This is a genomic window from Paenarthrobacter ureafaciens, assembly GCF_004028095.1.
Lineage (GTDB): Bacteria > Actinomycetota > Actinomycetes > Actinomycetales > Micrococcaceae > Arthrobacter > Arthrobacter ureafaciens.
This window is the reverse complement of record NZ_SBHM01000010.1, coordinates 1-25,615: the sequence shown is the minus strand read 5'-3', so window position 1 is coordinate 25,615 and position 25,615 is coordinate 1. Positions and strand designations below refer to the sequence as shown.

Here is a 25,615-nt window from a genome sequence, read left to right as displayed (position 1 = left end):
GAGCGGTGACTCTGTTGCCCCTTTTTGCCGGACGCGACTACTTGGTGACGTCACCTTCCGGCGAAGATCCGGGGGCCTTCCTCGCGGCAGTACCAGCAGATTCCGATTCCGTCGTGGCCTGGGTGCCTCGGCCGGAATCCCCTGCTGCTTCCTGCGGCTGGTCAACGTGGCCCGGATCGCTTTGGTTATCTGGGAGATTATCACGGGAACCACTATCTGAGACAGATCGGTCCGCATCATGACTCGTGACGCTCGTCACCGTCGAGGCATCCCCGGCGGACCGGGAGGACGCCTCGGAAGTAGCCTCCGGGGACGGCTCCTTGCCCGGCAGATAGGGGCTGTCAGGCACCGGGCGCCCTCCCCTGCCCAGCAGGAGGAAGATCACCAGTGCCGCTAGGAACACGAAAATACTGGTCCATACGTTAAGCCGGGTGGTGATACCGAAGAGGCTGATCTGCTCGGCATCGTCTATCCTCAGCGCCTCGATCCATACGCGGCCCACGGTGTAGTACATCGCGTAGAGCCAGAACAGGCGTCCCTTCCGGAAATTGAACCTGCGGTCAAGGAGCAACAGGATGCCGACGCCTGCGAGGTTCCACAGGAACTCATAGAGGAAGGTGGGGTGGAAGAGGGTATCGGCAGCCATGCCGGCCGGGAAGTTCGCGTTGGCCGGATCAATCTGCAGCCCCCAGGGAAGCGTCGTCGGGGCGCCGAACAGTTCCTGGTTGAACCAGTTGCCCCAGCGGCCGATCGCCTGCGCCAGCAGGAGTCCCGGAGCTGCCGCATCCAGGAAGGCGGTCAGCTTGACCCCGGCCCGCCGGCAGCCAATCCAGGCACCGACGGCGCCCAAGAGCACCGCGCCCCAGATTCCCAGGCCGCCCCGCTGTATTTGCGGAATCAGGGACAAGTCACCTGTGCCGTCAAAGCCCGGGCCGAAGTAGGCGTCCGGTGACGAGAACACGTGGTAGAGCCGGCCGCCGATGATTCCCAGGGGAATCGCCCAGATGGCAATATCCCACAAGCTGCCCTCCGGAGTGCCGCGACGCTTCCAGCGGACCGAGGTGAGCCACAGGCCAACGATGATCCCGGCAAGGATGCACAAGGCGTAGGCGTGGATGCGCAACGTCCCCCACGGGAGCGGAATGTCGAATCCGGACCACGATGGGCTCGGGATGCTCATCGGGACCATGGCCGCTGCGTGGAGGACGTTGTGCATGTGCGTCGCTGTTCCTTTTCCTAGGCGTCTGCAGCTGCGCGGCCCAAGCCGGCGCTGAGGTTCTTGGTGAGTTGCCCGACGGCGTCCACGCCGCCATCGCGCAGGGCCGCCACCAGGGCAGTGCCGACGATCACGCCATCGGCATACGCGGCTATCTCGCGGACGTGGTCAGGGTTGGAAACACCCAGGCCCACGCAGACACGCTCGGCTCCCGCCGCGTGCGCCCGTGCCACCACGTCCTCCGCGCTGCTGCTGACCGACTGGCGGGCACCCGTGACACCCATGATGGAAACGCCGTAGACGAATCCACGGCTCGCCTTGACTGTCATGTCCAAGCGCTCGGGAGTGGAGGACGGGGCCACCAGGAACACGCGGTCCAGGCCGTACTTGTCCGAGGCTTCAAACCATTCAGCGGCTTCGTCGGGAATGAGGTCCGGGGTAATGAGGCCTGCTCCCCCGGCTTCTGCCAGACGGCGGGAGAACTCGTCAACACCCATGCGCATCACAGGGTTCCAGTAGGTCATCACCAGGACTGCGGCATCCGTTGCCGCCGTAATGCCGGCAACGACGTCAAACACGTGGGAAACCCGGAAACCGTTGTTGATGGCTTCGGTAGTAGCTGCCTGGATGACGGGGCCGTCCATGACGGGATCGGAGTAAGGGATGCCGATCTCGATCAGGTCAGCGCCGTTGCGGGCCAACGCAATACCGGCGTCGATGCTGTCCTGGACCGTGGGGTAGCCGGCCGGCAAGTACCCGATGAGGGCGGCACGCCCCTCGGACTTGGCACGGTCGATCGCCGCAGCGGACTTGCTCTGGAATTGCTCGGTCATCAGTTCTGGTCCTCGTTGACATCCACGGCAGCTTCGGAGGTGTGCTCCGTGGGCCCCTTGGGCTTGCGGGTGGACAGTGTGGTGCCCTTGACGTGGCCTTCTTCGTCGAGCATGTTGAACCATGCCGCAGCGGTCTCCACGTCCTTGTCGCCGCGTCCGGAGAGGTTGACGATGATGGTCACCTCGGCCGGGTTCTCCTTGCCCGCCGTGAGTCGTTGGCCCACCTTGATGGCCCCGGCGAGGGCGTGCGAGGACTCGATCGCGGGAATAATGCCTTCGGTCCGGCAGAGGAGGCTGAACGCATCCATTGCTTCCGTGTCCGTGATGGGCTCGTAGGTCACCCGGCCGATGTCGGCAAGGTAGGAGTGTTCGGGTCCGACACTCGGGTAGTCCAGGCCGGCGGAGATCGAGTGCGACTCGACCGTCTGGCCGTCCTCGTCCTGCATGAGGTAGGAACGGGCACCGTGCAGCACACCCGGACGTCCCAAGGAAATCGCTGCAGCGTGTCGTCCCGTTTCCAGGCCTTCGCCTCCGGCCTCGAAGCCGTAGATTTTCACGGAAGCGTCGTCCAGGAAACTGTGGAACAGGCCGATCGCGTTGGAGCCGCCGCCGATGCAGGCGCAGATGGCGTCCGGGAGTTTGCCGGTCTGTTCGAGGATCTGGGCGCGGGCTTCCTCGCCGATCACTTCATGGAAGAAGCGGACCATCGCGGGGAACGGGTGGGCCCCTGCCGCAGTACCCAGCAGGTAGTGGGTGTTGTCCACGTTGGCGACCCAGTCACGCAGGGCGTCGTTGATGGCGTCCTTCAGCGTCTGGGAACCGTTGGTTACCGGCACTACGGTGGCTCCAAGGAGCTGCATGCGGGCCACGTTGAGGGCCTGGCGGCGGCAGTCCTCGGCGCCCATGTACACCACGCACTCCAACCCCAGCAGGGCTGCGGCAGTCGCGCTGGCAACGCCGTGCTGGCCGGCGCCGGTCTCGGCGATGACGCGGGTCTTGCCCATGCGCTTGGCAAGGAGGGCCTGGCCCAGGACGTTGTTGATCTTGTGCGATCCGGTGTGGTTGAGGTCCTCGCGCTTGAGGAAGATCCGAGCGCCACCGGCATGCTGGGAGAAACGCTTGGCTTCGGTCAACAGCGACGGACGGCCGGAGTAGTTCTTGTTGAGGTCCTTCAGTTCGGCAAGGAAATCAGGATCGGCCTTGGCTTTCTCGAACGTGTCCTGGACCTCGTCCAAGGCAGCGATGAGCGATTCAGGCATCCAGCGGCCGCCGTACTTGCCGAAGTACGGGCCGGCAGCGTTGCGCAGCGAAATGCCACCTTGCAGGAATGCGTCGGCCGCATTCTCTTCCGAGTTGGCTGTTGGCGCGTCCACCATCAGTCTCACCGTCCTGTTCCAGTTAGTTCAATGGGTATTCACGTGCCACAAGGCAGCCTCGGACCACAGTCCGGGCTGCCTCGTAGCTAACGCCTTGCTTCAGGTGCGTCTCAGTTCCTGACAGCGATGGCAGCAGCACCAGCTGCTTTGAATTCGTTGATGCGTTCCCGCGGTGTGGCGTCGCTGACCAACGCTTCACCGACGAGGATGGCGTTGGCGCCACTCGCGGCGTAGTGCGAAACGTCATCGGCACTGCGCACGCCCGACTCCGCGACAATGACCGCCTCAGCCGGAATAAGACCGGCGAGCGAGGCGAAAAGGGAGCGGTCGACGTCGAGCGTTTTCAAGTTGCGGACGTTGACGCCAATGATGCGGGCATTGGCCGCGACGGCGCGTTCAATTTCCTGCTCGGTGTGGGTTTCCACCAGGACGTTCATGCCAAGTTCCCGGCTGAGTGCGCTGTAGTCCGCCAGTTGGGCATCGGACAGCGCGGCGACGATCAGCAGGATAAGGTCGGCGCCGTGGGCACGGGCTTCCCAGATCTGGTATTCGTCAACCGTGAAGTCCTTGCGGAGCAGGGGGATGTTCACGGTGGCGCGAACGGCATCCAGGTCGGCCAGCGATCCGCCGAATCGGCGTTGCTCCGTCAGCACGCTGATGACGGACGCACCGCCGTCTTCGTACTGCGCGGCGAGGGACGCCGGATCCTCGATCGGTGCAAGGTCACCCTTGGAGGGGCTGCGCCGCTTGATCTCCGCGATGACCTTCAGGTCTTCGCGCGTGGCGGAGGGTCCGCCGAGCGCTGCCCAGGCATCACGTGCCGGGGCGGCTGCCGCTACGCGGTCCTTCAGCTCAAGGGGAGAAACAAGCCGCCGACGGGCCTCCATGTCCTCCTTGACGCCGACGATGATGTCGTCAAGAACGGTCACGATTAGTGGCCGTTGTTCTGCAGCTTGCTGCCACCCACTCCGTAGCCGGCCTTACGCATGGCCCAACCAACAATCAGGCCGATGACCATGACTGCGATGCCGCCGATGAAGATGGGCGTGCTGGCAATCACGAAAGCGATGGAGGCAACGAGGGCGCCGACCAGCATCACAATCACGCAGGTCCAGGCAGCCGGGCTGTTTCCGTGGCCGATGGCATCAGCGTGGCTGGCCATGGCGGACTCGGCTTGGTTGGCGGACGCTGTGGTTTTGCTCATGTGGAATCTCCTCGGGATGAATACTGCTTACATTCTGCCATTTATTGGCCATGGCCGGGACATCGACCGACGTCAGGGCGAGTGCCGGGCCCTTTTGTTGCGGAAGTTGATGTTCGACGGCGGCCCCCGCGCCGGACACGCCGCTTACGTAGGGTCTTCCCCGCGGGAAAGGCTGTCCCAACTGTCGATCTCATCGACCGGACCGGTGCCGCGCTCCCCTGCGAGGGCGGCGGCGTCGTACTTGGTCCTGGTCTTCCAATGGCGCCCGGCCAACGGGAGCCACACGGCGCAGCCTGCCAGGAGTGCGGCCGCAGCAACGGCAAGCACAGGAAACACCGTGGTGCTCACTGCGGCCTGCCCGCCGGAGACGCCGGTTGCTGCAGCGATGGAACCTTGTGCGGCACCCAACGGATCACCGAGGACCGTCCCGGCAGCCAGGATGGTACCGACAGCCGACAACCCGATGATCACCGCAATGATCCACCGGGCAATCCTTCCGGCGATGGACGCCGCAAGGGCACCGGCCAAGGCTACGAGCGCCAGGGCTGTTACTGCGGTGGCGGCCTTGTTGCCGGGTACTTGGAGGTTGCTGTTGGACACGGCAGCCGGGTCCAAGCGGACCTCGATCCACGTCTGCGTAGTAGTGCCGAAGACCGCGAAGGCCAGAATCACGGTGGCCAGGACCACGGTCGATTTCCGGGTCCACCGCCGCTCAACGCCGGTGGTCTTGTCTTGCGCCTTTGCCGTCACGGTGCAGGACTTCCGTCCTCGTCGGCTCCGGCCTCGCCCACGCCGTCAGCAGCGATGTTGTGCAGCGAGCCGGCGGTGTGGACCGCGCGCAGGGGTGCTGCCGCCTTGTTGACGGTTTCCAAGGCCTCGGACGGCTTGTGCGAATCGGCGACGATGCCTCCGCCGGCCTGCACGTAGGCCCGTCCTTCGCGCAGCAGGGCAGAGCGAATGGCAATGGCCATATCCATGTCGCCGGCGAAGTCGAGGTATCCCACCACCCCGCCGTAGATTCCGCGACGGTGTGGTTCAAGCTCGTCCAGGAGGCGCAAAGCACGGGGCTTGGGGGCACCGGACAGGGTCCCCGCAGGGAAGGTCGCCTTGAGGACGTCATACGCCTTGGCGTCGGGAGCCAGCTCTCCCACCACGGTGGAGACCAAATGCATGATGTGGCTGAAGCGCTCCACCTCCATGAACTGGGTGACATCCACGGTTCCAGCCACGCACACCTTGGAGAGGTCGTTCCTGGACAGGTCCACCAGCATCAGGTGCTCCGCGCGTTCCTTTTGGTCAGCCAGCAGCTCCGTGGCAAGGGCCTTGTCGGCTTCCACGGTCTTGCCCCGGGGACGCGAACCTGCAATCGGATGGGTGATGACTTCACCGCCGGTCACGGTGACCAGCGCCTCCGGGGACGAACCCACAATTGAGTACTCCCGGCCGTCGGCATCGGCGAGGCTGAAAATGTACATGTACGGGCTCGGGTTGGTATTGCGCAGGACCCTGTAGACATCCAGGGGATCAGCGGCGCATTCCATTTCGAACCGGCGCGAGATGACCACCTGGAAGACTTCACCATCAACAATGGCTTCCTTGCCGCGGTCAATGGCTTCCAGGTACTGGTTCTCGTCCCAACGCTCCTGCACGCTGGAAGCGAAGTCCAAGGCGGCGCTTTCCAGCACGGAGACCGGCTGGGCGACGGGCGTGCTGATCTGCTCCAGCAACGCCTTGACCCGTGCCACGGCGTCGTGCCATGCCTCGTCCACGCGCTCGGAGCTGTTGTCGAAGTTGATCGCATTGGCAATGAGCAGGACCGTTCCGTCCACATTGTCATGCACGGCCATGTCCGTCACGAGGTTCAGGGCCATCTCCGGCAACTGCAGATCGTCCTCGGGCGGGGAGGTCAAGCGCTCCCAGTGGCGCACTGTCTCCCAGCCGAGGAAGCCCACCAGGCCGGACGTGAAGGGAGGCAGGCCTTCAAAACGGTCGGTTTGCAGTGCCGCGATGGTGTCGCGGACGGCTTCCACGGGGTTGCCGGACGTCGGGACACCCACCGGCGGCTGGCCAATCCAGTGCGCGTTTCCGTCTTTGGTGGTCAGGGTGGCGCGGGACTTGGCACCAATGAAGGAGTAACGGGACCATGAGCCGCCGACGGCAGCGGACTCCATCAGGAAGGTGCCGGGTTGGCCCTGCGCCAGCTTCCGGTAGAGGCCGATGGGTGTCTCGGCGTCGGCCAGTACTTTGAGTCGAACGGGGATGACACGGCTGTGGGCGGCGAGTTTCCGGAACTCTTCCAGACCCGGGCTGATGATTCCAAGGTCCTGCATGGCTATATCTTTCCGCCTTTGTGTGAGGTGGTGAGTCAGTGGTTAAGGATGGGGGCCCTAGTCACGGTTGCCGGCGACGACGGTCAGCTCGCGTCCGTCGAAGCAGGTCCGGGTTCCCGTATGGCAGGCAGCGCCCACTTGGTCCACCCGGACCAGAAGGGCATCGCCGTCGCAGTCAAGGGCGACAGACTTCACGAACTGGACATGCCCGGAAGTGTCGCCCTTGCGCCAGTATTCCTGGCGCGAACGGGAGTAGAAAGTGACACGACCGGTGGTCATCGTGCGCCGAAGAGCTTCGTCATCCATCCAGCCCAGCATGAGGACCTCGTTGGTGTCATGCTGCTGGACGATGGCGGCTACAAGGCCTGCAGGATCGCGCTTGAGCGCGCTGGAAATCTCCTGCGGCAGGGTTGCGGCGGGGTCGCTCGCTGCCTCCGCGGCGGGAGTTGGGCTGGGGGTGGACTGCTCAGACATCAGATCAAGTCTAGTGCCTTTGCCGGGGCCCGGTTCCTGCGGCGGTTCCTCTGCGCAACAGCGGCTCGATCGTGCTAGTTTCACAAGTGATGCATTTCGTCGATCCTTCCCGAGAAGTACTGGCCGAAACCTTGCTGGCGGCCGGACCTGACTCCCCCACGCTCTGTGAAGGGTGGCTGACGCGCGATCTTGCCGCCCACTTATACCTGCGTGAACGCAAAGCATCCGTGGGCATCGGGCTGTTGATCCCAAGCCTCGGGAAAGCGTCGGACAAGGCGACGGCCAAGCTGGCTTCCAAGCTGAAGACTGCCGAGGACTACGCCAAGCTGGTCAAGGCGTTCCGGGCAGGCCCGCCGGCCCTTTCGCCGCTGAGGATCAAAGCCCTCGACGAAACGTCCAACCTCATTGAATACTTCGTGCACACCGAGGACATCCGCAGGGCCGGTGACCGCTGGGCGCCCCGCGCCTTGGACGAAGCCTATTCGGACGCCCTCTGGGACGATCTCATCAAGCGGGCAGCTTTCCTTTACCGCGGAGTCGATCTTGGCATCGTGCTCGTGCGGCCCACGGGACCCCGCCACGTGGCCAAGCGGGCACCCGTATCGGTGGCAATCGTCGGAGAGCCGGGCGAGCTGATCATGCACGCCCACGGCCGGACCAACCAGGCGTTGGTCACGTTCGAAGGTCAGCCGGACGCCGTCGCGCTTTTGCAATCGGCCGACATCGGACTTTAGGCAAACGCACAACCACAACGAAAAGGGCCACCTGAAGGTGGCCCTTTCGTTGTTGTGAACGCTATGTGGTTATCGTACGGGTTAACGTACTTCGAATCCGGCCTGCGCGATCGCTGCCTTGACTTGGGCAATCATGTCGTCCGGTCCGAAGTGGAACACGGAGGCAGCCAGCACGGCGTCGGCTCCTGCTTCCACAGCGGGCGGGAAGTGCTGCGGCTCCCCCGCACCGCCGGAGGCGATGATCGGAATGTTCACGGCTGCCCGGACCAGGCGGATGAGTTCAAGGTCGAATCCGTCTTTGGTTCCGTCAGCGTCGATCGAGTTCAGCAGGATTTCGCCGACGCCACGGTCCGCGGCTTCCTTCGCCCAGGCAATGGCGTCGATCCCGGTGCCCTTGCGGCCGCCGTGGGTAGTGACTTCAAAGCCCGACGACGTCGGGGCGTCGCCTTCGCGGGTGCGGCGCGCATCCACGGACAGCACCAGGACCTGGGAGCCGAAGTGGCGGGTGATTTCGTCGATGACCTCCGGCCGGGCGACGGCTGCGGTGTTGATCGAGGCCTTGTCGGCACCAAAGCGGAGCAACTTGTCCACCTCGGCAACGCCACGGACGCCGCCTCCGACGGTAAGCGGAATAAAGACTTCCTCGGCCGTCCGGCGGACGACGTCGAAGGTAGTCTCGCGGTTGCCGGACGACGCAGTGACGTCCAGGAACGTCAGCTCGTCGGCGCCTCCGTTGTCGTAGCGGTGCGCCAGTTCCACCGGATCCCCCGCGTCCCGGAGGCCCTCGAAGTTGACGCCCTTGACTACCCGGCCTGCATCAACGTCCAGGCAGGGAATAACGCGTACGGCTACAGCCATGTGCTGATCCTCAATTCTGCGGTTCTGCTGATCGGAGCGCGGGTCAGATACGGCAGGCGTGGATGCTGCTGACCAGGATCGCCCGGGCGCCCAGGTCGTAGAGCTCATCCATGATCCGGTTGGTTTCCTTCTTGGGAACCATGGAACGCACGGCAACCCATTCCGAGTCGCGCAGCGGCGACACGGTGGGCGATTCCAGGCCCGGAGTGAGGGCTGCGGCGTCTTCCACGAGGTCCTTGCGGATGTCGTAGTCCATGAGCACGTACTGCCGTGCCACCAGTACGCCCTGGAGGCGGCGGATCAGGACGTCGATTTCCTTGGCAGTACCGTTGGCGGCACCGCCGTTGCCTGCGCGCCGGATGAGCACCGCTTCGGAGCGGAGGATCGGGTCGCCGAAGATTTCCATCCCGGCGGCCTTGAGGGTGTTTCCGGTTTCGACGACGTCGGCAATGGCATCGGCGACGCCGAGGCGCACCGACGATTCCACGGCACCATCCAGGCGGACCACCTTCGCGTTGACCCCGCGCTCTGCGAGATAGTCGCGCAAAAGACCGTCGTAGCTGGTGGCCAGGCGCTTGCCTTCAAGCTCTTCGACGGCGGAGAAGTCACCGACGGGCCCCGCGAAGCGGAAGGTGGACGCCGCGAAGCCAAGCGGGAGGAGCTCTTCGGCTTCAACCTGGGCATCGAGCAGGAGATCGCGGCCGGTGATTCCGACATCCAGCGTTCCCTGTCCAACGTAGACCGCGATGTCCCGGGGGCGGAGGAAGAAAAACTCAATGTCGTTGTCGGGATCGACCATCACCAGTTCACGGTTGTCGCGGCGCTGGCGGTAGCCGGCCTCGGACAACATGGCTGAGGCGGCTTCGGAGAGGGATCCCTTGTTGGGGACTGCTACACGGAGCATTGGGAGACTTTCTGTTGTTGTTGGAGGTTTTCAGGCACATCGGCCACGCTGCGGGCCCGGTTGTTTCCACTGCAGGACACAGCCCGGGAGGCGTGGCTAAAGATGCTTGTAAACGTCCTCCAGGCTGAGGCCCTTGGCGAGCATGAGGACCTGCAGGTGGTACAGCAACTGGGAAATTTCCTCGGCAGCGGCTTCGTCGGATTCGTATTCCGCAGCCATCCACACTTCGGCGGCTTCTTCGACTACCTTCTTGCCGATGCCGTGGATTCCGGAGTCCAGTTCGGCTACCGTGCGCGAACCTGCCGGGCGGGTCGCTGCTTTCTCACTCAGTTCTGCGAACAGCGTCTCGAAATTCTTCACGCCCTACAGACTACTTCCTTCACGGCAACCACCGCTTGTTGGGGCCTTGGATGACGAAGGGGATGTGAGTGAACACACACCCACATCCCCTTGCCGGGCCTTATTCCGGGGGCGGCAGCCACCGCCCTTTACTGGAACTGCTTGAGCGTTACTGCCGTGGCCAAGGCTGCGGTAACAGCCTCATGGCCCTTGTCCTCGCTGGAGCCGGGAAGTCCCGCGCGGTCCAGGCCCTGCTGCTCGGTATCGCAGGTGAGGACGCCAAAGCCGACGGGCACACCGGTGCGGACTGACACGTCGGTAAGTCCCGACGTCGCGGCCTGGCAGACGTAATCGAAGTGCGGGGTGCCGCCGCGGATGACGACGCCCAGGGCAACAACGGCGTCGAAGTGCGGAGCAAGGCGGGCAGCCGCTACCGGGAGTTCGAAGCTGCCCGGAACCCGCAGCAGGACGGGCTCGGCAATGCCGGCTTCCTTGGCGGCGCGGAGGGCTCCGTCAACCAGGCCGTCCATGATCTGGGTGTGCCAGCTGGCGGCAACAATGGCCAGTTTCAGCTGTGAGGTTTCCTCGGGGTTGAGGGTGGTGAGGTCAATGGTGGGGGCGCCGTGTCCGCTCATTGTGTGCAGTAGATCCGTTCAGTCGTTGATGCTGTCAAAGGGGTGGGCCAGCGGGGTCTTCCCGTTGCCTGCGTGCTCTGCCTGGAGCGTCAGACGGTGGTCCATCCGGTCTTTCTTGGTCTGCAGGTAGCGCAGGTTCTGCTCGCGGGAGGGAACCTCGGTGGCTACCATCTCCACCACGGTGACGCCCGCCTGTGCCAAGCGGTTCTGCTTGTCCGGGTTGTTGCTCAACAAACGGACTTCCTGCAGGCCCATTTCCGCCAGGATCTGCGCGGCAGCGTTGTAAGAACGCGCATCGACCGGCAGGCCCAGCTGCTCGTTGGCCTCAACGGTATCGAAGCCGGCTTCCTGCAGCGCGTAGGCCTTGATTTTGTTGGCAAGGCCGATGCCCCGGCCTTCCTGCCCGCGCAGGTACAACAACGTGCCGCCCTCGGCGTTGATGAGTTCGAGCGCAAAAGCCAGCTGCTCTCCGCAGTCGCAGCGGTAGGACCCGAAGACGTCCCCGGTGAGGCACTCGGAGTGCAGCCGGACCAGCGGAGCCTTCCCGCTCCTGGACGGATTCGGCGAGCTGACAGCCAGGTGTTCAACTCCGGTCTCGTGGTCCGTCCAGGCCTGTGCCACAAAGTCTCCGAAAGCGGTGGGCAATTGGACGATCGGCCCTCCGCTCACGGGGTGGGGCGTGCGTTCGGTCTCGTCGCTGCTGCGCGTGATGGATGCCGTCATCGCTTCTCCTCGTCTGCCACTGAAAGGTGTGCCGTTGGAATCTCTTCCTGCTGGGACTCTACCGCCTCAACGTATGCCACCAGGTCCTCAATGGAAATGAGGGGACATCCGTGCCCGGCGGCAAACTCGCGCAGGCTGTCCAGGCGCATCATTTCACCGTCGTCGTGTACCAACTCCGCGATCACACCCACCGGGGCAAGCCCGGCGAGCCGGCACAAGTCCACAGCAGCTTCCGTGTGTCCGGGGCGTTCACGCACTCCTCCCTTAACTGCTCGGAGGGGGAAAATATGCCCGGGGCGCGTGATGTGGGCCGGGGTGCTCGCCGGATCCGCCAGGATCCGGGCTGTCAGTGCGCGGTCCGTCGCTGAAATCCCGGTGCTCACTCCGTGGGCAGCATCGCAGGAGATCGTGTAGGCGGTTCCCTTGGCATCCTCGTTGACGGCCACCATTTGCGGCAGTGCCAAGGCGTCCGCCCGCTCTCCTTCCAGCGGCACGCAAATGACGCCGGACGAGTAGCGGATGGTCCATCCCATAAGGGCCGGGGTGGCGTGCTGGGCGGCGAAGATAATGTCGCCTTCGTTCTCGCGGTCTTCGTTATCAACCACGATCACCGGTTTCCCGGCTGCCATTGCGGCAATGGCCGCTTCAACGGGGTCCAGGCCCTGCCTGCGTACCCGGGCGGGATCGGTCTTGGTGGGGGCGCTCATCGCACAGCCTCCTGGGCTTCCGTGGTCTGTTCGGGGCTTGCGGACCGGCTCTCATCGTCGGCACGGTGGGCAGGCTTGCCCTGGGGTGCAAAGGACAGCAGCCGTTCGGTGTACTTGGCCAGGACATCGACTTCGAGGTTGACCTTGGCACCCACGGGCTTTGCACCCAGGCCGGTCTCTTCGAGGGTGGTGGGGATCAGGCCGACTTCGAACCATGGCTCCGGGTCGGCAGCGGGACTGACGGCGGTCACGGTCAGCGACACGCCGTCAACGGCAATGGACCCCTTCTCGGCAATGTAGCGGGCCAACGTGGCAGGTACACCGAACCGCAAGCGGTCCCAGTTGCCAAGGGCCTCACGCTCAAGCAACTCGCCGACGCCATCGACGTGTCCCTGGACCACGTGCCCGTCCAAGCGTCCGCCGGCAGGAACGCACCGTTCCAGGTTGACGCTGTCCCCCGCCGCCAACTGACCGATAGTGGTCCTGAGCAGGGTCTCCCCCATGACATCGACGCTGAACTCCTGCCCGTTGATCTGCGTCGCCGTCAGGCACACACCGTTGACGGCGATCGAACCGCCCAAGGCGAGGCCCTCCGTGGTGGTAGGGGCTTTAAGCCGCAACGTGGCGCTGGCTTCGCCGTCGTGGTCGATGCCAAGTACGGTGCCCTGTTCGGCAACGATTCCGGTAAACATCAGTGTCCTCCTGAGACGTACTCCGCGGCTTCGCTGCCGTGAAGGGAATTTTCTTGTGTGGTAGCCGGCCGGGTGGGCCTGAGATGAAGTCGAAGGTCATTGCCGAGGGTCCGCACGGAACCGCCGCCGGCCTCGTCCCAGATCCAGTGCTGGGCCTGGGACAGGGTAGTGATGCCGAGGTCGTTCAGGGCAGGGGTTCCGGAGCCCAGCAGGGTGGGAGCCAGGTAGACAATCAATTCATCCACCAGGCCCGCCGCCAGGAAGGTGCTGAGGATGCTCGAACCACCCTCCACCATGACGTGCCGGACGCCCTCCTCGAACAGCATGGACAACGCTTCGTGCGGATCCCGGGTGGCCAGGTGGAGGAAGCGCCCGTCCGTCCCGCGCACCGCCGCGTCCTGGGGCACCTCCCGCCGGCCCATGACCGCGCGTAGCGGTTGACGCCCGGAAAGTCCACCCTCCGGATCCCTTGCAGTCAACCGGGGGTTGTCGATCAGGACCGTCCCGGTGCCCACGAGGATCGCGTCAATAAGTCCGCGCAGGCTGTGGTTGTCCGCCAGCGACTCCGGACTGGAGATCCATTGGCTGGTGCCGTCCACTGCCGCGATGCGGCTGTCCAGCGTCTGGGCGATATGCAAGGTGACGAAAGGCCGCTTGGAGGCAACGGCGTCGAACCATTCCCGGTTCAGGTCCAAAGCGTCTGCTGCCGCGAGGCCCGACTCCACTGTGATACCCGCGGAACGGAGCGTACGGGCGCCTCCTGCCGCGGGATCATGGGGATCGTCGACGGCGTAAATCACTCTGGTGATACCGGCGGCGATGATCGCCTGGGCACAAGGACCGGTACGTCCCACGTGGTTGCAGGGCTCCAGCGTCACCACCATGGTGGTGCCGCGCAGCTCGATCCCTGCCTTCCGCGCTTCGAGGATGGCGTCCGCTTCGGCATGTGCCGTACCGGCGCCACGGTGATAGCCGACGGCGACCTGCTCACCGTCGGCGTTCAGGATGACGGCACCTACCAAGGGGTTGGCGCCACGGGGGCCCTGCAAGGCCGCACGCAGAGCCGTGTCCATGGCCGCCGACTCAAGCGCGCTGAAGGTGGTGGCAACCGCGTTCATCGGGCGGCCCCCACTGTGACGGGAACCGGACCGGCCACTGCAGCTGCGCGTTTGGATGCCCGCCGCCAGACGAAGAATCCGGCGAGGGTGAAGAATCCATAAAACAGGTACATGAAGGCGCTGGCGTAATAGCCGGCGGTGAACAGCAACGGGACGCCCACAACGTCCACGGCCACCCAGATCAGCCAGAATTCGGTCCAGCCGCGGGCCATGCCATAGGTGGCCAGCAGTGAACCCATGAAAGTCCAGGCGTCCGCCCACACCGGTGGGTAGGAGCCGAGGGCGTCGAAGAGCGGTGTCAGTGCAGCCGTTCCCGCCACCATGGCGCCGATCAAAGCGATGCGGACCTTGTTGCTGGCCCAGGACGGCACGATTGCGTGGCCTTCGCCTGCAAGGTGTCGTCCCTGCTGCCACCGGTACCAGCCGTATACTGCGACGGCCATGAACATGATTTGGCGGCCCGCCTGGCCCCACAAAGTGGCCGGCGCCGCCGCGCCAAAGACGTTCCCGAGGAACACGGTCAGCAACAGGAGGTTGCCGAGGATGCCAACAGGCCATGCCCAGACTTTGCGGCGCATTCCGCCGAGGGCGCTGGCGAGCCCAAAGATGTTGCCAAGCACTTCGCGTAGAACAAGCGCAGACCCTCCAACGGGAATCTGTGCTTCGAAGAGCCATCGCAGAAAATCCATGCCGTTCCTTCCCAGTGACCGCGATGGCTCCGGGGGTGTACGACAGCGCATGCCCGCCCGGCCATCCTCAAAGGACGCCGACGGCATACCTGTACGTGCTTCTCCCATCCAGACTTTAACTGTCGGTACCGGAATTCCACCGGTTCAACCGTCTGCTTCCGACTCCACAAGAGTGGTAACCGTAAGCGCGCGGGTCGCGGACTATAACCGCCGGTTCGGACTTACACCGACCCCGGAGCACGTATATGTGTGGTGCTATTGTGCCACAACCTCGAAGATGGCCGGGCTATTCCCGGCCATCTTCGTGACACATTGTTGCTGCTTGGGCTGCCTTGCCGCCTAGGCAGCGGGCTGCGTGGCCTTGGTACCGGCGAGCCGGAGCCTGTCGATCGCTGCTGCGGGATCCGCGTGCCCGTACACAGCAGAGCCTGCCACGAAGACATTGGCCCCGGCTTCGGCGGCACGGACGATGGTTTCCTCGGTGATCCCGCCGTCCACCTGGATGGCGACGTCGACTCCCGAACCCTCAACGGCCTCACGTGCACGACGGATCTTGGGCAGCGTGATGTCCAGGAATGCCTGTCCCCCGAAGCCCGGCTCGACCGTCATGATGAGCAACATGTCCACTTCGCTCAGCATGTCCAGATAAGGCTCCACGGGCGTTGCCGGCCGCAACGCCATACCGGCCTTGGCGCCGCGCGCCCGCAACTCGCGGGCGAGCTTGACCGGGGCCATCGCAGCTTCTGCATGGAACGTCACGGAAGCGACCCCTGCGTCCGCGTAGGCGGGCGCCCAGCGGTCGGCGTCGGAGATCATCAGGTGTGCATCCAGCGGAACCGGGCTGACAGCCTGAATCCTCTGGACGACCGGCAGTCCGAGGGTGAGGTTGGGGACGAAGTGGTTGTCCATCACGTCCACGTGCACGGCGTCGGCATTGCTGATGCGCTGCAGTTCGGCCTCAAGGTTGACGAAATCCGCGGACAGGATGCTCGGGTTGATACAGCACTGAGTCAAGGAAAATCCTTCGGGTGGTTGGCGGGGCGAACAACAACAGCAGAACTAGGCCTTCTTGCGGATCAGCGCCAGGAACATGGCATCCGTTTGGTGGACATGCGGCCAGAGCTGGGCCGTCAGCTCATGACCGGCGCCGAGTTCCCTGCCCAGGCTGACCCGGTCCAAGGCATCTCCGGCATCCAGCAGTTCCAAGTCCGTCCGTTTGGCAAGGACATCGGAGACGACCGCGGTGGTTTCGGCCGGATGGGGTGAACAGGTGACGTAGCCGACTACTCCTCCGGGCTTGACGGCATCGATGGCGGATGCCAGGAGTTCACGCTGCAACGGACCCAGGTCTGCGATATCTTTCGGTGACCGGCGCCAACGGGACTCCGGCCGGCGTCGCAACGCTCCGAGGCCGCTGCAGGGAACATCCACCAGCACGCGATCGAAAGACTCCGGCTCTTCGCTGCCTACTTCCCTGCCGTCCCCCGTGCGGACGGACCAGGTTGCGGACGGCACGGCGGACAGCGCCTGCTGTACCAGCTTTGCCCGGTGGGGTGCAGGTTCATTGGCCAGGAGGGTGGCACCGTCGCGGTGGGCCAAAGCCGCAAGCAGCGCGGCTTTCCCGCCGGGACCGGCACACAGATCAAGCCACCGTTCATTGCCGTCGGCAGAAGTTTCGACGTCAGCGCCCGCAACGGCGCGCGCCACAAGCTGCGAACCGACGTCCTGGACACGCGTGGTGCCCTGACGCACGGATTCAAGCCTGCCGAGGTCACCGCCCGCGGACATCGCCGAGCCCTCAACGAGTTCCCCTGCCGTGGCGCCTTGTTCGAGGGCTTCGTCCAGGTCTCCGAGTCCCGGCAGTGCCACCAGATTAACCACCGGAGCGGCGTTGTCCGCTTCCAGCAGTGCCTCGATGTCCGAGGCAGGCCTGCCGTGGTTCACCAAGGATTGCCGCAAAGCACGGACGATCCATTCCGGATGGGAGTGGCGCAAGGCGGCAATCCTGGTGGCATCCGTTTCCTGGTCCAGGAGAAGGTCCAGCCATTCCTCCATCGAGTGCGCCGCCACCTTGCGCAGGACCGCGTTGATGAGCGCTGAGGGCCCTGCGCCGATGACTGCCCTCGCCAGGCCAACGGTCTGGTCCAAGGCAGCGTGGGCGGGCACCCGCATGGACAGGAGCTGGTGCGCTCCGATCCGCAGGGCATCAAGGATGGCGGGGTCCAGCTGGTCAAGCGGCCTGTCCACACACCGGGCAAGAATGGCATCGTACGTTCCCTGCCCGCGAAGCGCTCCGTAGCTGAGCTCCGTGGCAAAGCCGGCATCCCGGCGGTCCAGTCGGTGTTCGCGGATGCGGGCGGGGAGGACGAGGTTTGCATAGGCGTCTTCGGAAGCAACTGCGCGCAGCACCTCGAAAGCCACCAGACGGGCAGGATCAGCACGCCGGGTCCGCTGCGAAGGGGCATTGGTGGAGAAGCCCCGCTGCGGACCCCGGTTGCGTTCGCGGCCCTGGGCGTTGCGCTTGCTTCCTGAACGATCGCCCCGGGTGCCCCGGTTGTCCCGGTTGTCCCGGCCACCCCCGTCGCGGCCACCGCTGCTGTTGGGGCCTCGCCGGCCGGACTCACTCATTCGAAGACCACTTTCTCGGGTGTTGCCAAGCCGCGGGCCCAATCGGCCGGCAGCATCATTTTTTTGCCTGCGGGTTGGACACGCCCCAGCTGTACGGCATGGGAGCCTGTCCCTACCAGCACGGCTTTACCTTCTGGCCGGACATGACCCGGCGCAAGACCGTTCACATCCGGCCGTAAGGCCACGGGCTCAAGCTTGATCCGCTGGCCCTCCAGCATTGTCCAGGCTCCGGGCTCGGGGGTAACGCCCCTGGACCTGCGGTGGAGCGCCAGGGCCGGCTGCTGCCAATCCAACCGTCCGTCTTCCAAGGTGAGTTTGGGCGCCAGGCTCACCTCACCGGACTGCGGCTGCGGAGCCGCCTGGCCGGCGTCAATAGCGGAGAGCGTTTGGCACAAGAGAACCGCACCGCTGACCGAGAGCCGCTCCAGGAGGTCACCGGCGGTGTCCTCATCCCGGACCGATTCCGTCAGGGCTCCAAAGACGGGGCCGGTGTCCAGGCCTTCCTCCAATTGGAAGGTCACCGCGCCTGTCACATCGTCACCTGCGATCAACGCCCGTTGCACGGGAGCCGCCCCGCGCCATGCCGGAAGCAGGGAGAAATGCAGGTTGACCCAGCCGTGTGCGGGAACAGCGAGGGCGTCCCGGGGAACGATTCCTCCGTAGGCGACGATTGCGGCGACGTCGGGCGAAGTGTCAGCGATGTGCGCCGTGGTCTCAGCGTCTACTTTGGCCGCCTTGATCACCTGGATTCCCAGCTCTTCGGCGCGGGCAGCCACGGGAGATGGAGTGAGGACGCGCTTTCGTCCCAGCGGAGCGTCCGGCCGGGTCAGCACCGCGACGACGTCGAACCCTGCTTTGACCAGCGCGTCCAATGACGGAACGGCTACCGCCGGAGTTCCGGCAAACAATACCCTCACTCGGGAATCCCGAAGCTGCCGCCGCCAAAGCTCGAGCCGACGGAGGAAGCACGCTTGGACGTGGTCTCTTCCGTGACGGCATGGTAATTGGCGTTGCGGATGGCGCGCAGGGCAGCCTTCCGGTCTTCGCCTTCGAGCCTGTCGGTGTAGAGGATGCCGTCCAAATGGTCGGTTTCATGCTGGAAGCAACGGGCCAGCATGCCTTCGCCCTCTACGGACACCGGCTTGCCGTGAAGGTCCACACCGGTGACCCGGGTGGCACGGTGGCGCCGGACGGGAAAGCCCAGTCCGGGGATCGAAAGGCAGCCCTCCACCTCATCGGGCTGGAAATCCTCGCTGTTTTCCAGCACCGGATTGATGATGTGGCCGGCAACGCCACCGACGCGGTAGGTGAAGACGCGTTTGCTCACGCCGACTTGGGGCGCGGCGAGGCCTGCACCCTCCACGTCCTCCATGGTCTCCATCATGTCCGCGACCAGTTTGGCGAGCTCCGGACCAAAATCGGTTACAGGATCCGCTACGGTTCGCAGCACCGGATCACCGATGATTCGGATACTCAAAATTGCCATCTGTTGCCAGTCCTCACTTTTGTCTGTCTTTGGTCCGCGTTGCGGAGCCAAAGCCAGTTTAGTTGAGACGGCCAAGGAGGCGCCGGGCGTTCAGCCCAGCGCTCCGGCCCCAACGCTTACCCTGGCAGGAGCCGCCAGCGGAGGCGGGGCAATCGGCAGGAGGGCCTGACCGGCCGCGGAAACGTCGGCGGACATCTCCCACACGCGGCGGAGGGCGCAGAACTTCCACCAATGGTGCTTGAGGACGTCCGGATTGGCGCGCTGCGGGCGAACTTCCGTCTCACCGATGGCTACGGCCAGTAGCATGGGGTTCTCACCGAACTTCCAGGGCTCCCACTGCCCGGCCACGGGATCCACCAGGCTTTCCTCGGCTTTCATTCCCGCCACCAGTTGCATGACCACCTTGTCATCCAGGGCTTTCACCGTGCCGTCACGGGTTGTTCCTTTGGTCTTGTAGTCGATCAGGCAGATCCGTCCATTAATACGGGCCACCAAGTCCAAGGTGCCGGCGTAACCTACCGATTGGTTCCAGACGGTGATCTCGGGCGCGATCGGTTCCACGCGGTACAGCTCCCACCACTCGTCGAAGCGCGCTGCAAACGCCTGCTCCCCATGCGAAGCGAGTTCGTCCCGGCATTCCTGCATGCGGTGCGGACGGCCCAGCGCCCGAAGCGCCACTTGCTCGCAGTAGGTATGGACCCGGTCACCGCGGGCCGCTGCTTCATCCCGGTATGTTTCAGCGGCTTTGGCGGCCTTGTTGACTGCCTGGCGGATCCTTGCCGGGCTGCCGATCATTGCCGGGAGTTCCGGATCTGCGGCAAGGCTGCTTGCTCCCATGTAGCTGAACCAACCATCCAGGGCGTGCGCCTGCTGTGCAATCACTGTTGTGATGGAAGGAACAGCGAATTGCTCAGTAGTGGAGCGGGCGTACATGCGTCCGTAGTCAGTAGCGTGGGCAAGCAGTGGTGCGGTCATATAAAGACTCTGACACAGACCACCGACAGAATTCCCCTCAGGCCTGCGGTTCGGGGCTTCCCGGCTGATCGGATCCGGAATCCGCAGCCCCGCCGGACGTCCCCACGGCCGGGGAACCCAGCAGGGTGGTGAGGTGCCGGGGATCCAGCCTGGCGAGCTTCGCGGCCAGGATTGGCGCTTTCCCGGCAAGTTCCTCAACGCGCAGAACCAAGGAAACATCAGTAGTGGTTACGCCTGCTTCGGGGCAATGGTGATTGTGCACGCTTCCCTTGTGCCGTCCCGACCATGATCGTGACGAAAGACCATGATCGTGACGAAACCCATCCGAATAATGGCCCCGCCGCGACACAAACGCGTTCCCTGCCAGACAGATCCACTGGAGCGAACCCGCTCTGCGATGACAACGACTCATGGAAGAGGAAACCCATGGAACTCTTTAACGATCTGCAGAAGAAGGCGCGAGACCTCATAGCCGGCAACGAAGAAGCCATCAAGGAAGGCATCGAAAAGGTGGGCGACTTCGTCGACGAACAAACCGACGGCAAGTTCGCTGAACAAGTGGATCTGGTCCAAGGCGCAGCCTCGGACTACGTAGCGAAGATCGACGGCGACACAGACGCAGCTTCAGCCGGCGACGTCGCTCCGCAGCAGTAGCCGACCCGCAACGCAGCAGCGAACCAAAAGCAAAAGCCCCCGAGTAACTCGGGGGCTTTTCCTGGTGGGCGATACTGGGTTCGAACCAGTGACCTCTTCGGTGTGAACGAAGCGCGCTACCACTGCGCCAATCGCCCCGAACCTTGCCGCGCTTTCGCAACTGCGGGCCGGTGCATATAGAAGATTAGCCCACCATCGCAGGAATGCAAAACGAACCAGGAGCCGGAACTACACAGCTGAAATTACAGCCGTGAAAGACACGGAATTCCGCGTCAAATCAGGCATCCGGGCAGTCTCCGAGTGGAAAGTGGCTGCGCGATTTGGAGATTGCTGGAACCTCCTATAGAGTTTTTACTCGTCGGAAAGCCACGGAATGCCTGCAAGGCGGCCCACGCTAACCAACAATGCGGACGTAGCTCAGCTGGTAGAGCACCACCTTGCCAAGGTGGATGTCGCGAGTTCGAATCTCGTCGTCCGCTCGCAAGGCACTGTCAGGCAAGAATTCTTCGGAATCCTGCTTACACGGTGGGTTGGCCGAGAGGCGAGGCAGCGGCCTGCAAAGCCGTATACACGGGTTCGAATCCCGTACCCACCTCGGTGAAAACCATGCTTTCAGCAGTGCTGGATGCTTGGGCGATTGGCGCAGCGGTAGCGCGCTTCCCTGACACGGAAGAGGTCACTGGTTCGATCCCAGTATCGCCCACCAAAACAAGGCAACTTGTTTGTTGTTCCTAGCCGGGTTCCAACCCGGCTAGGAGCATGTGCGGACGTAGCTCAGCTGGTAGAGCACCACCTTGCCAAGGTGGATGTCGCGAGTTCGAATCTCGTCGTCCGCTCTCCTTTCACAAGGACCCGGTAACGGGCGATTGGCGCAGCGGTAGCGCGCTTCCCTGACACGGAAGAGGTCACTGGTTCGATCCCAGTATCGCCCACCAAAACAAGGCAACTTGTTTGAGTGGTATAGCCAGGCAATGCCGGGCTTGCACCACATGCGGACGTAGCTCAGCTGGTAGAGCACCACCTTGCCAAGGTGGATGTCGCGAGTTCGAATCTCGTCGTCCGCTCCAAGAAAAAGCAGCTCCCCGGAGCTGCTTTTTTTGTGCCCGAAACCAGTTTCTGCAATTCATCAGTGGCCGTAACCGATATCGCTAAGAAAAAGTCGCTTTATCTAATGTGATTGGGCTCGCATAATGTACTGCGAGTTCATCACCAATCCACGCCACTGGCAGGAGTACCCCATGAATCAACAGACGGCTTCCCAATCCGTCATGCGGCGCAAGCCGATCGACGACATCGAGGAAGAAAGCAAGCACAGCGGGCTGTTCAAAAGCCTTGGCCTCTGGCAACTGACGGCCATCGGCGTCGGCGGAATCATCGGCGTCGGAATCTTCTCCCTTGCCGGGCTGGTGGCGCACGGATCGGAGGGCAATCCCGGGGTGGGCCCCGCGGTGCTGATCTCGTTCCTCATCGCAGGCCTGGCATCCGGAGCGGCAGCCCTCTCCTACGCCGAATTCGCCGGCATGATTCCGCGCGCCGGCTCCGCATACACCTACGGCTATGTTGCCCTCGGCGAGATCATTGGATGGTTCATAGGGTGGGACCTGCTGCTGGAATACATCGCCATCGTGGCTGTGGTGGCGATCGGCATCTCCGGATACTTTGACGCTTTCCTTTCAGGCATCGGAATCCACATGCCCACCTGGATGACCTCCACAGCCGATGAGGGCAAGGGCGGCATCATCAACCTTCCCGCAATCCTGGTCTGCCTCCTGGTGACCTGGATCCTCAGCCGTGGAACCAAGACCTTCGGCCGGTTCGAACTCGTGGCGGTCGCCATCAAGGTGATCCTGATTCTGTTCATCATCGGTTTGGGCGTTTTCTACATCAATACCGAGAACTTCAACCCGTTCATGCCCAGCGGCTTCGGTCCGGTCCTGGCAGGTGCCGCCACGGTCTTCTTCGCCGTCTTCGGCTACGACGCCATGAGTACAGCCGCAGAGGAGGCCAAGGACGGCAAGAAGCACATGCCCAAGGCCATCATCCTGTCGCTTGTCATCGCGATGCTGCTCTACGTTGCCGCGACGTTGGTCCTGACCGGCATGCAGAACTACAAGGACATCGATCCCGCCGCCGGCTTCGCCTCGGCATTCACGGGCGTCGGACTGCCGATAATCGCCACCATCATCTCGGTTTTCGCCGTGTTGTCCATCCTCACTGTGATGCTCACCTTCCTTCTGGGTGTCACCCGCGTGTGGTTCTCCATGAGCCGTGACGGCCTCCTCCCCGGTTGGTTCGCCGAAACGGACCGCCACGGTACGCCCCAACGTGTCACCTGGATCGCCGGCGTCGCCTCCGCCTTCCTGGCAGGCATCTTCCCCATCAAGGAAGTTGCCGACCTGACGAACATCGGCATCCTCGCGGCGTTCGTCGTGGTGTGCGTATCCGTCATCATGTTCCGCTACACCAAGCCCGACGCGCCCCGCACGTTCCGGCTCCCCCTCATGCCGGTTGTCCCCGCATTCGGCGTCCTGGCCTCGGCCTTCCTGATGGTTCAGTTGCACTGGGAGACCTGGGTGCGCTTCGGCGTGTGGCTGGTCATAGGCCTGGCGATCTACTACTTCTACGGCCGGAAGCACTCACTCATGAACCCGGACAGCCCGCGTCACCCGGAGACAAGTAAGCCCTTGGCGTAGCGAACCGCCTGGTCCTTGGCACCCCCAGCATCTGGTGTTAGGGTCGGACGCGGAGGAGCGAACTGGCTCCGCGAAGGAAGGGAGGTGCCCGTGGGATTAATTGACGACCTGAAGGGCAAGGCTCAGGGTCTCATTCAGGGCAACGAAGAAGCCATCAAGAATGGCATCGAAAAGGCCGGAGACTTCGTCGACCAGAAGACCGGCGGCAAGTTCGCCGGACAGGTTGATGCAGTCCAGAATGCCGCTTCCAACTTCGTGGCCAAGAACGACGGTGAAGCCGATCCGGCTCCCGCAACGGATGAGCCAAAGCAGCCCTAGCTGCCTGAGCCGCCGCAACAGATACGTCAAGGGGGCACCGGTCCCGCCGAGAGGCGACGCCGGTGCCCTTGGCGTTTAATCAGCCACTAGATCCGCTTGGCTATCCCGGGGCGGGCAGGCTGGCGGCCTTCCGGTACCTTGGTCACTATGCCTTCCGCCCCCACCGTCATTCAGCACCCTCCCCGGCGCGAGGGCCTCGGGCCGCCCATCGCAGCGGGAGTGGTCACCGCACTCGTGGGTTTCACGTCATCGTTCGCCGTAGTCCTGGCAGGATTGCAGTCCGTGGGAGCCACTCAATCCCAGGCAGCCAGTGGACTCCTGGCGTTGACTTTGACGTTCGGCGCGGCAATTCTCTGGCTGTCCTGGCGTTCCAAGATGCCGGTGACCTTGGCGTGGTCCACGCCTGGCGCCGCCTTGCTCGCCTCTGCCGGGATGGTCGACGGCGGGTGGCCGGCAGCCGTAGGAGCCTTCCTGCTGGTGGGGGTGCTGATCCTGCTGACCGGGTTGCTCCCCGTTCTGGGCAGGCTCATGGGAAGGATCCCCACCGCCTTGGCCCAAGCCATGCTGGCGGGCGTCCTGCTCCCCCTGTGCCTGGCACCGTTCAAGTCCTTGGGAACGGCGCCGCTGCTGGTTGGTCCTGTTGCCTTGTGCTGGTTGCTCCTGCTGAAGCTCGCTCCCCGGTGGGCAGTACCCGGAGCATTGGTGGTGGCACTGGCGGTGATTGGAATCCATCTTGGCGTGAACGGGACCTATCTTCCCGCTGACGCGCTGGTGCCCAGGCTTGAATGGACAACGCCGGCTTTCAGTGTGGAGGCTGCGGTCGGGCTGGCCCTGCCGCTGTTCATCGTCACCATGGCGTCGCAGAACATCCCCGGCGTAGCCGTCCTCAAGTCGTTCGGCTTCACCACCCCATGGCGGTCTTCCATGGTGATGACCGGAGCAGGCACCATGGCGGGGGCGGTGTTCGGCGGTCATGCGATCAACTTGGCGGCCCTCAGCGCTGCATTGGCTGCCGGGGAGGAAGCGGGCAGGAACCCCGGCCAAAGGTGGCGCGCCGCCTTCGTGTCAGGACTCGCCTATCTGGTTCTTGCCGTGTTTTCCGCCGCCTTGGTCACCGTTGTTGCGGCGGCTCCGCCGGGATTGCTGGAAGCTGTTGCCGGCCTCGCGCTGTTGGGGACCTTGGCCGCCGCCATCTCCTCGGCGCTGGCCGAAGCAGAAGAACGCGTTCCGGCTTGCATTACGTTTCTGCTGGCAGCCTCGGGCCTCAGCTTCGGCGGCATCGGGGCCGCGTTCTGGGCTCTGACGTGCGGCATTCTGGTCCGGTGGCTGCTGAAGCCCGGCCCGCTGGTCAGGAAGGCTCGTGGTTCTGGGCCTCGCGCGCCAAGGCAGTGAGCCTGGAAACGGCGCGGAAGTACTTCTTCATGTAGCCGCCGGCCATCATCTCTTCGGTGAACAGTTTGTCGAACGGAACACCGCTGGCCAGGATCGGCACGTCCTTGTCGTACAGGCGGTCGGCCAGCACCACGAAGCGCAGGGCTACAGCCTGCTCCGTGATGGTGTCCACGTCACGCCACACCACGGCGTCGATCCCGGAAATCAGCTGCCGGTAGCGGCTCGGGTGGACGCCTGCGAGGTGGTCCACCAGCGTGCGGAAGTCATCAACGGCAACAGTCTGGCCTTTGAACTCGCTGCGCATCCGATGCTTGAGCTCTTCGGTCTTCAGGGGTGCAGGAGCTGCCGGCAATCCGCGGTGCCGGAAATCTTCGCCGTCGATCCGCACAACATCGAACTGGTCCGCCAGGACCTGGATTTCGCGCTGGAAGTCCACGGCTGCGAAGCGGCCTTCGCCCAAAGAACCGGGCAGGGTGTTTGACGTTGCTGCCAGCTTGACCCCCGCGTCGGCCAATTCGCGCATGAGGCGCGACATCAGGACGGTGTCGCCGGGATCATCAAGTTCGAATTCGTCGATGCAGACCAGTTTGTAATTGCTGAGGGCGTCAACGGTCTTGCGGAAAGACAGCGCGCCCCC

29 protein-coding genes, 7 tRNA genes and 1 riboswitch are annotated in these 25,615 nt (G+C 63.9%); of the genes, 11 read left to right on the top strand and 25 right to left on the bottom strand.

What is annotated here, in order from left to right; all coding sequences use genetic code 11:
- Positions 1 to 37 precede the first annotated feature (37 nt).
- The 8 genes from lgt to hisI all read right to left on the bottom strand — a co-directional run bounded on the left by lgt (position 38) and on the right by hisI (position 7,433).
- Positions 38 to 1,216, bottom strand: a complete 1,179-nt coding sequence (lgt, locus tag AUR_RS19660; protein WP_062096235.1) for a prolipoprotein diacylglyceryl transferase — start codon at positions 1,214 to 1,216, stop codon at positions 38 to 40.
- Positions 1,217 to 1,236: 20 nt separating this feature from the next.
- Positions 1,237 to 2,049, bottom strand: a complete 813-nt coding sequence (trpA, locus tag AUR_RS19655) for a tryptophan synthase subunit alpha (protein WP_062096233.1) — start codon at positions 2,047 to 2,049, stop codon at positions 1,237 to 1,239.
- The gene (gene trpB / locus AUR_RS19650; RefSeq protein ID WP_021473055.1) at positions 2,049 to 3,425 is read right to left on the bottom strand and encodes a tryptophan synthase subunit beta; all 1,377 of its coding nucleotides are present in this window, start codon (positions 3,423 to 3,425) and stop codon (positions 2,049 to 2,051) included. The genes trpA and trpB overlap by 1 nt, the downstream gene beginning before the upstream one ends.
- Before the next feature lie 110 nt (positions 3,426 to 3,535).
- Positions 3,536 to 4,354: an indole-3-glycerol phosphate synthase TrpC gene (trpC, locus tag AUR_RS19645; RefSeq protein ID WP_021473056.1), complete on the bottom strand. Its 819-nt coding sequence runs from the start codon at positions 4,352 to 4,354 to the stop codon at positions 3,536 to 3,538.
- Positions 4,355 to 4,356: 2 nt separating this feature from the next.
- Entirely contained in the window at positions 4,357 to 4,629 is a 273-nt protein-coding gene (locus AUR_RS19640; protein ID WP_062096231.1) for an HGxxPAAW family protein, read from the bottom strand.
- A gap of 144 nt (positions 4,630 to 4,773) precedes the next feature.
- Positions 4,774 to 5,379: a Trp biosynthesis-associated membrane protein gene (locus AUR_RS19635; RefSeq protein ID WP_062096229.1), complete on the bottom strand. Its 606-nt coding sequence runs from the start codon at positions 5,377 to 5,379 to the stop codon at positions 4,774 to 4,776.
- Positions 5,376 to 6,959, bottom strand: a complete 1,584-nt coding sequence (locus AUR_RS19630; RefSeq protein WP_062096227.1) for an anthranilate synthase component I — start codon at positions 6,957 to 6,959, stop codon at positions 5,376 to 5,378. Before AUR_RS19630 ends, AUR_RS19635 begins: the two co-directional genes overlap by 4 nt.
- A gap of 57 nt (positions 6,960 to 7,016) precedes the next feature.
- Positions 7,017 to 7,433: a phosphoribosyl-AMP cyclohydrolase gene (gene hisI, locus AUR_RS19625; protein ID WP_021473060.1), complete on the bottom strand. Its 417-nt coding sequence runs from the start codon at positions 7,431 to 7,433 to the stop codon at positions 7,017 to 7,019.
- Positions 7,434 to 7,522: 89 nt separating this feature from the next.
- On the opposite strand from hisI, the gene AUR_RS19620 reads away from it, so the two are divergent.
- Positions 7,523 to 8,167, top strand: a complete 645-nt coding sequence (locus AUR_RS19620) for a TIGR03085 family metal-binding protein (protein WP_021473061.1) — start codon at positions 7,523 to 7,525, stop codon at positions 8,165 to 8,167.
- 81 nt (positions 8,168 to 8,248) lie between these two features.
- Here AUR_RS19620 and hisF read toward each other — a convergent pair whose 3' ends face one another.
- From hisF to AUR_RS19545, 15 genes are all read right to left on the bottom strand, one after another.
- Entirely contained in the window at positions 8,249 to 9,025 is a 777-nt protein-coding gene (hisF, locus tag AUR_RS19615) for an imidazole glycerol phosphate synthase subunit HisF (protein ID WP_021473062.1), read from the bottom strand.
- A gap of 43 nt (positions 9,026 to 9,068) precedes the next feature.
- On the bottom strand, positions 9,069 to 9,929 hold the full coding sequence (gene hisG, locus AUR_RS19610; RefSeq protein WP_021473063.1) for an ATP phosphoribosyltransferase: 861 nt from the start codon (positions 9,927 to 9,929) through the stop codon (positions 9,069 to 9,071).
- 96 nt (positions 9,930 to 10,025) lie between these two features.
- Positions 10,026 to 10,289, bottom strand: a complete 264-nt coding sequence (locus tag AUR_RS19605) for a phosphoribosyl-ATP diphosphatase (RefSeq protein ID WP_018778638.1) — start codon at positions 10,287 to 10,289, stop codon at positions 10,026 to 10,028.
- Positions 10,290 to 10,417: 128 nt separating this feature from the next.
- Entirely contained in the window at positions 10,418 to 10,903 is a 486-nt protein-coding gene (gene ribH, locus AUR_RS19600; protein ID WP_062096219.1) for a 6,7-dimethyl-8-ribityllumazine synthase, read from the bottom strand.
- Between the two features lie 18 nt (positions 10,904 to 10,921).
- Positions 10,922 to 11,626 (bottom strand): GTP cyclohydrolase II, encoded by a 705-nt coding sequence (gene ribA / locus AUR_RS19595; protein WP_021473065.1) that lies wholly within the window; start codon positions 11,624 to 11,626, stop codon positions 10,922 to 10,924.
- On the bottom strand, positions 11,623 to 12,333 hold the full coding sequence (gene ribB / locus AUR_RS19590; protein WP_069695706.1) for a 3,4-dihydroxy-2-butanone-4-phosphate synthase: 711 nt from the start codon (positions 12,331 to 12,333) through the stop codon (positions 11,623 to 11,625). Before ribB ends, ribA begins: the two co-directional genes overlap by 4 nt.
- Positions 12,330 to 13,025, bottom strand: a complete 696-nt coding sequence (locus AUR_RS19585; protein WP_062096218.1) for a riboflavin synthase — start codon at positions 13,023 to 13,025, stop codon at positions 12,330 to 12,332. The genes ribB and AUR_RS19585 overlap by 4 nt, the downstream gene beginning before the upstream one ends.
- Entirely contained in the window at positions 13,025 to 14,143 is a 1,119-nt protein-coding gene (gene ribD, locus AUR_RS19580) for a bifunctional diaminohydroxyphosphoribosylaminopyrimidine deaminase/5-amino-6-(5-phosphoribosylamino)uracil reductase RibD (protein ID WP_062096216.1), read from the bottom strand. The genes AUR_RS19585 and ribD overlap by 1 nt, the downstream gene beginning before the upstream one ends.
- A complete protein-coding gene (gene pnuC / locus AUR_RS19575; protein WP_062096210.1) occupies positions 14,140 to 14,832 on the bottom strand; it encodes a nicotinamide riboside transporter PnuC in 693 nt (230 codons plus the stop codon). The genes ribD and pnuC overlap by 4 nt, the downstream gene beginning before the upstream one ends.
- 91 nt (positions 14,833 to 14,923) lie before the next feature.
- A riboswitch (FMN riboswitch) is annotated at positions 14,924 to 15,077 on the bottom strand.
- Between the two features lie 94 nt (positions 15,078 to 15,171).
- Positions 15,172 to 15,846: a ribulose-phosphate 3-epimerase gene (gene rpe, locus AUR_RS19570; protein ID WP_062096208.1), complete on the bottom strand. Its 675-nt coding sequence runs from the start codon at positions 15,844 to 15,846 to the stop codon at positions 15,172 to 15,174.
- 45 nt (positions 15,847 to 15,891) lie between these two features.
- The gene (locus AUR_RS19565; RefSeq protein WP_062096206.1) at positions 15,892 to 17,460 is read right to left on the bottom strand and encodes an RsmB/NOP family class I SAM-dependent RNA methyltransferase; all 1,569 of its coding nucleotides are present in this window, start codon (positions 17,458 to 17,460) and stop codon (positions 15,892 to 15,894) included.
- Positions 17,457 to 18,377: a methionyl-tRNA formyltransferase gene (gene fmt, locus AUR_RS19560; protein ID WP_031216732.1), complete on the bottom strand. Its 921-nt coding sequence runs from the start codon at positions 18,375 to 18,377 to the stop codon at positions 17,457 to 17,459. Before fmt ends, AUR_RS19565 begins: the two co-directional genes overlap by 4 nt.
- Positions 18,374 to 18,946 (bottom strand): peptide deformylase, encoded by a 573-nt coding sequence (gene def / locus AUR_RS19555; protein WP_021473073.1) that lies wholly within the window; start codon positions 18,944 to 18,946, stop codon positions 18,374 to 18,376. Before def ends, fmt begins: the two co-directional genes overlap by 4 nt.
- Before the next feature lie 90 nt (positions 18,947 to 19,036).
- Positions 19,037 to 19,921, bottom strand: coding sequence for a cytochrome P450 (locus tag AUR_RS19550; protein WP_021473074.1), 885 nt, complete (start codon positions 19,919 to 19,921; stop codon positions 19,037 to 19,039).
- Positions 19,922 to 19,958: 37 nt separating this feature from the next.
- The gene (locus tag AUR_RS19545) at positions 19,959 to 20,183 is read right to left on the bottom strand and encodes a hypothetical protein (RefSeq protein ID WP_128397295.1); all 225 of its coding nucleotides are present in this window, start codon (positions 20,181 to 20,183) and stop codon (positions 19,959 to 19,961) included.
- Positions 20,184 to 20,347: 164 nt separating this feature from the next.
- Here AUR_RS19545 and AUR_RS19540 point away from each other — a divergent pair, with 164 nt between their 5' ends.
- Positions 20,348 to 20,575 carry an antitoxin gene (locus AUR_RS19540; RefSeq protein ID WP_021473076.1) on the top strand — a complete coding sequence of 76 codons (228 nt, stop codon included), beginning with the start codon at positions 20,348 to 20,350 and terminating at the stop codon, positions 20,573 to 20,575.
- A 62-nt stretch (positions 20,576 to 20,637) separates the two neighbouring features.
- Here AUR_RS19540 and AUR_RS19535 read toward each other — a convergent pair.
- Positions 20,638 to 20,712: transfer RNA gene (locus AUR_RS19535), tRNA-Val, on the bottom strand.
- Positions 20,713 to 20,981: 269 nt separating this feature from the next.
- Here AUR_RS19535 and AUR_RS19530 point away from each other — a divergent pair.
- From AUR_RS19530 to AUR_RS19490, 9 genes are all read left to right on the top strand, one after another.
- Positions 20,982 to 21,054, top strand: a tRNA-Gly gene (locus AUR_RS19530).
- 45 nt (positions 21,055 to 21,099) lie between these two features.
- Positions 21,100 to 21,170, top strand: a tRNA-Cys gene (locus AUR_RS19525).
- A 36-nt stretch (positions 21,171 to 21,206) separates the two neighbouring features.
- A tRNA-Val gene (locus AUR_RS19520) sits at positions 21,207 to 21,281 on the top strand.
- Between the two features lie 57 nt (positions 21,282 to 21,338).
- Positions 21,339 to 21,411 (top strand) — tRNA-Gly (locus AUR_RS19515).
- 24 nt (positions 21,412 to 21,435) lie between these two features.
- Positions 21,436 to 21,510, top strand: a tRNA-Val gene (locus tag AUR_RS19510).
- Between the two features lie 56 nt (positions 21,511 to 21,566).
- A tRNA-Gly gene (locus AUR_RS19505) sits at positions 21,567 to 21,642 on the top strand.
- Between the two features lie 171 nt (positions 21,643 to 21,813).
- Positions 21,814 to 23,268 (top strand): amino acid permease, encoded by a 1,455-nt coding sequence (locus AUR_RS19500; RefSeq protein WP_062096204.1) that lies wholly within the window; start codon positions 21,814 to 21,816, stop codon positions 23,266 to 23,268.
- Between the two features lie 84 nt (positions 23,269 to 23,352).
- On the top strand, positions 23,353 to 23,586 hold the full coding sequence (locus AUR_RS19495) for an antitoxin (protein WP_021473078.1): 234 nt from the start codon (positions 23,353 to 23,355) through the stop codon (positions 23,584 to 23,586).
- Between the two features lie 147 nt (positions 23,587 to 23,733).
- On the top strand, positions 23,734 to 24,978 hold the full coding sequence (locus tag AUR_RS19490; RefSeq protein ID WP_021473079.1) for a benzoate/H(+) symporter BenE family transporter: 1,245 nt from the start codon (positions 23,734 to 23,736) through the stop codon (positions 24,976 to 24,978).
- Here the strand turns inward: AUR_RS19490 and zapE are convergent.
- A partial coding sequence (gene zapE, locus AUR_RS19485) for a cell division protein ZapE (RefSeq protein ID WP_128397294.1) occupies positions 24,935 to 25,615 on the bottom strand: 681 nt, incomplete at its 5' end. The two genes, AUR_RS19490 and zapE, sit on opposite strands and share 44 nt — an antisense overlap.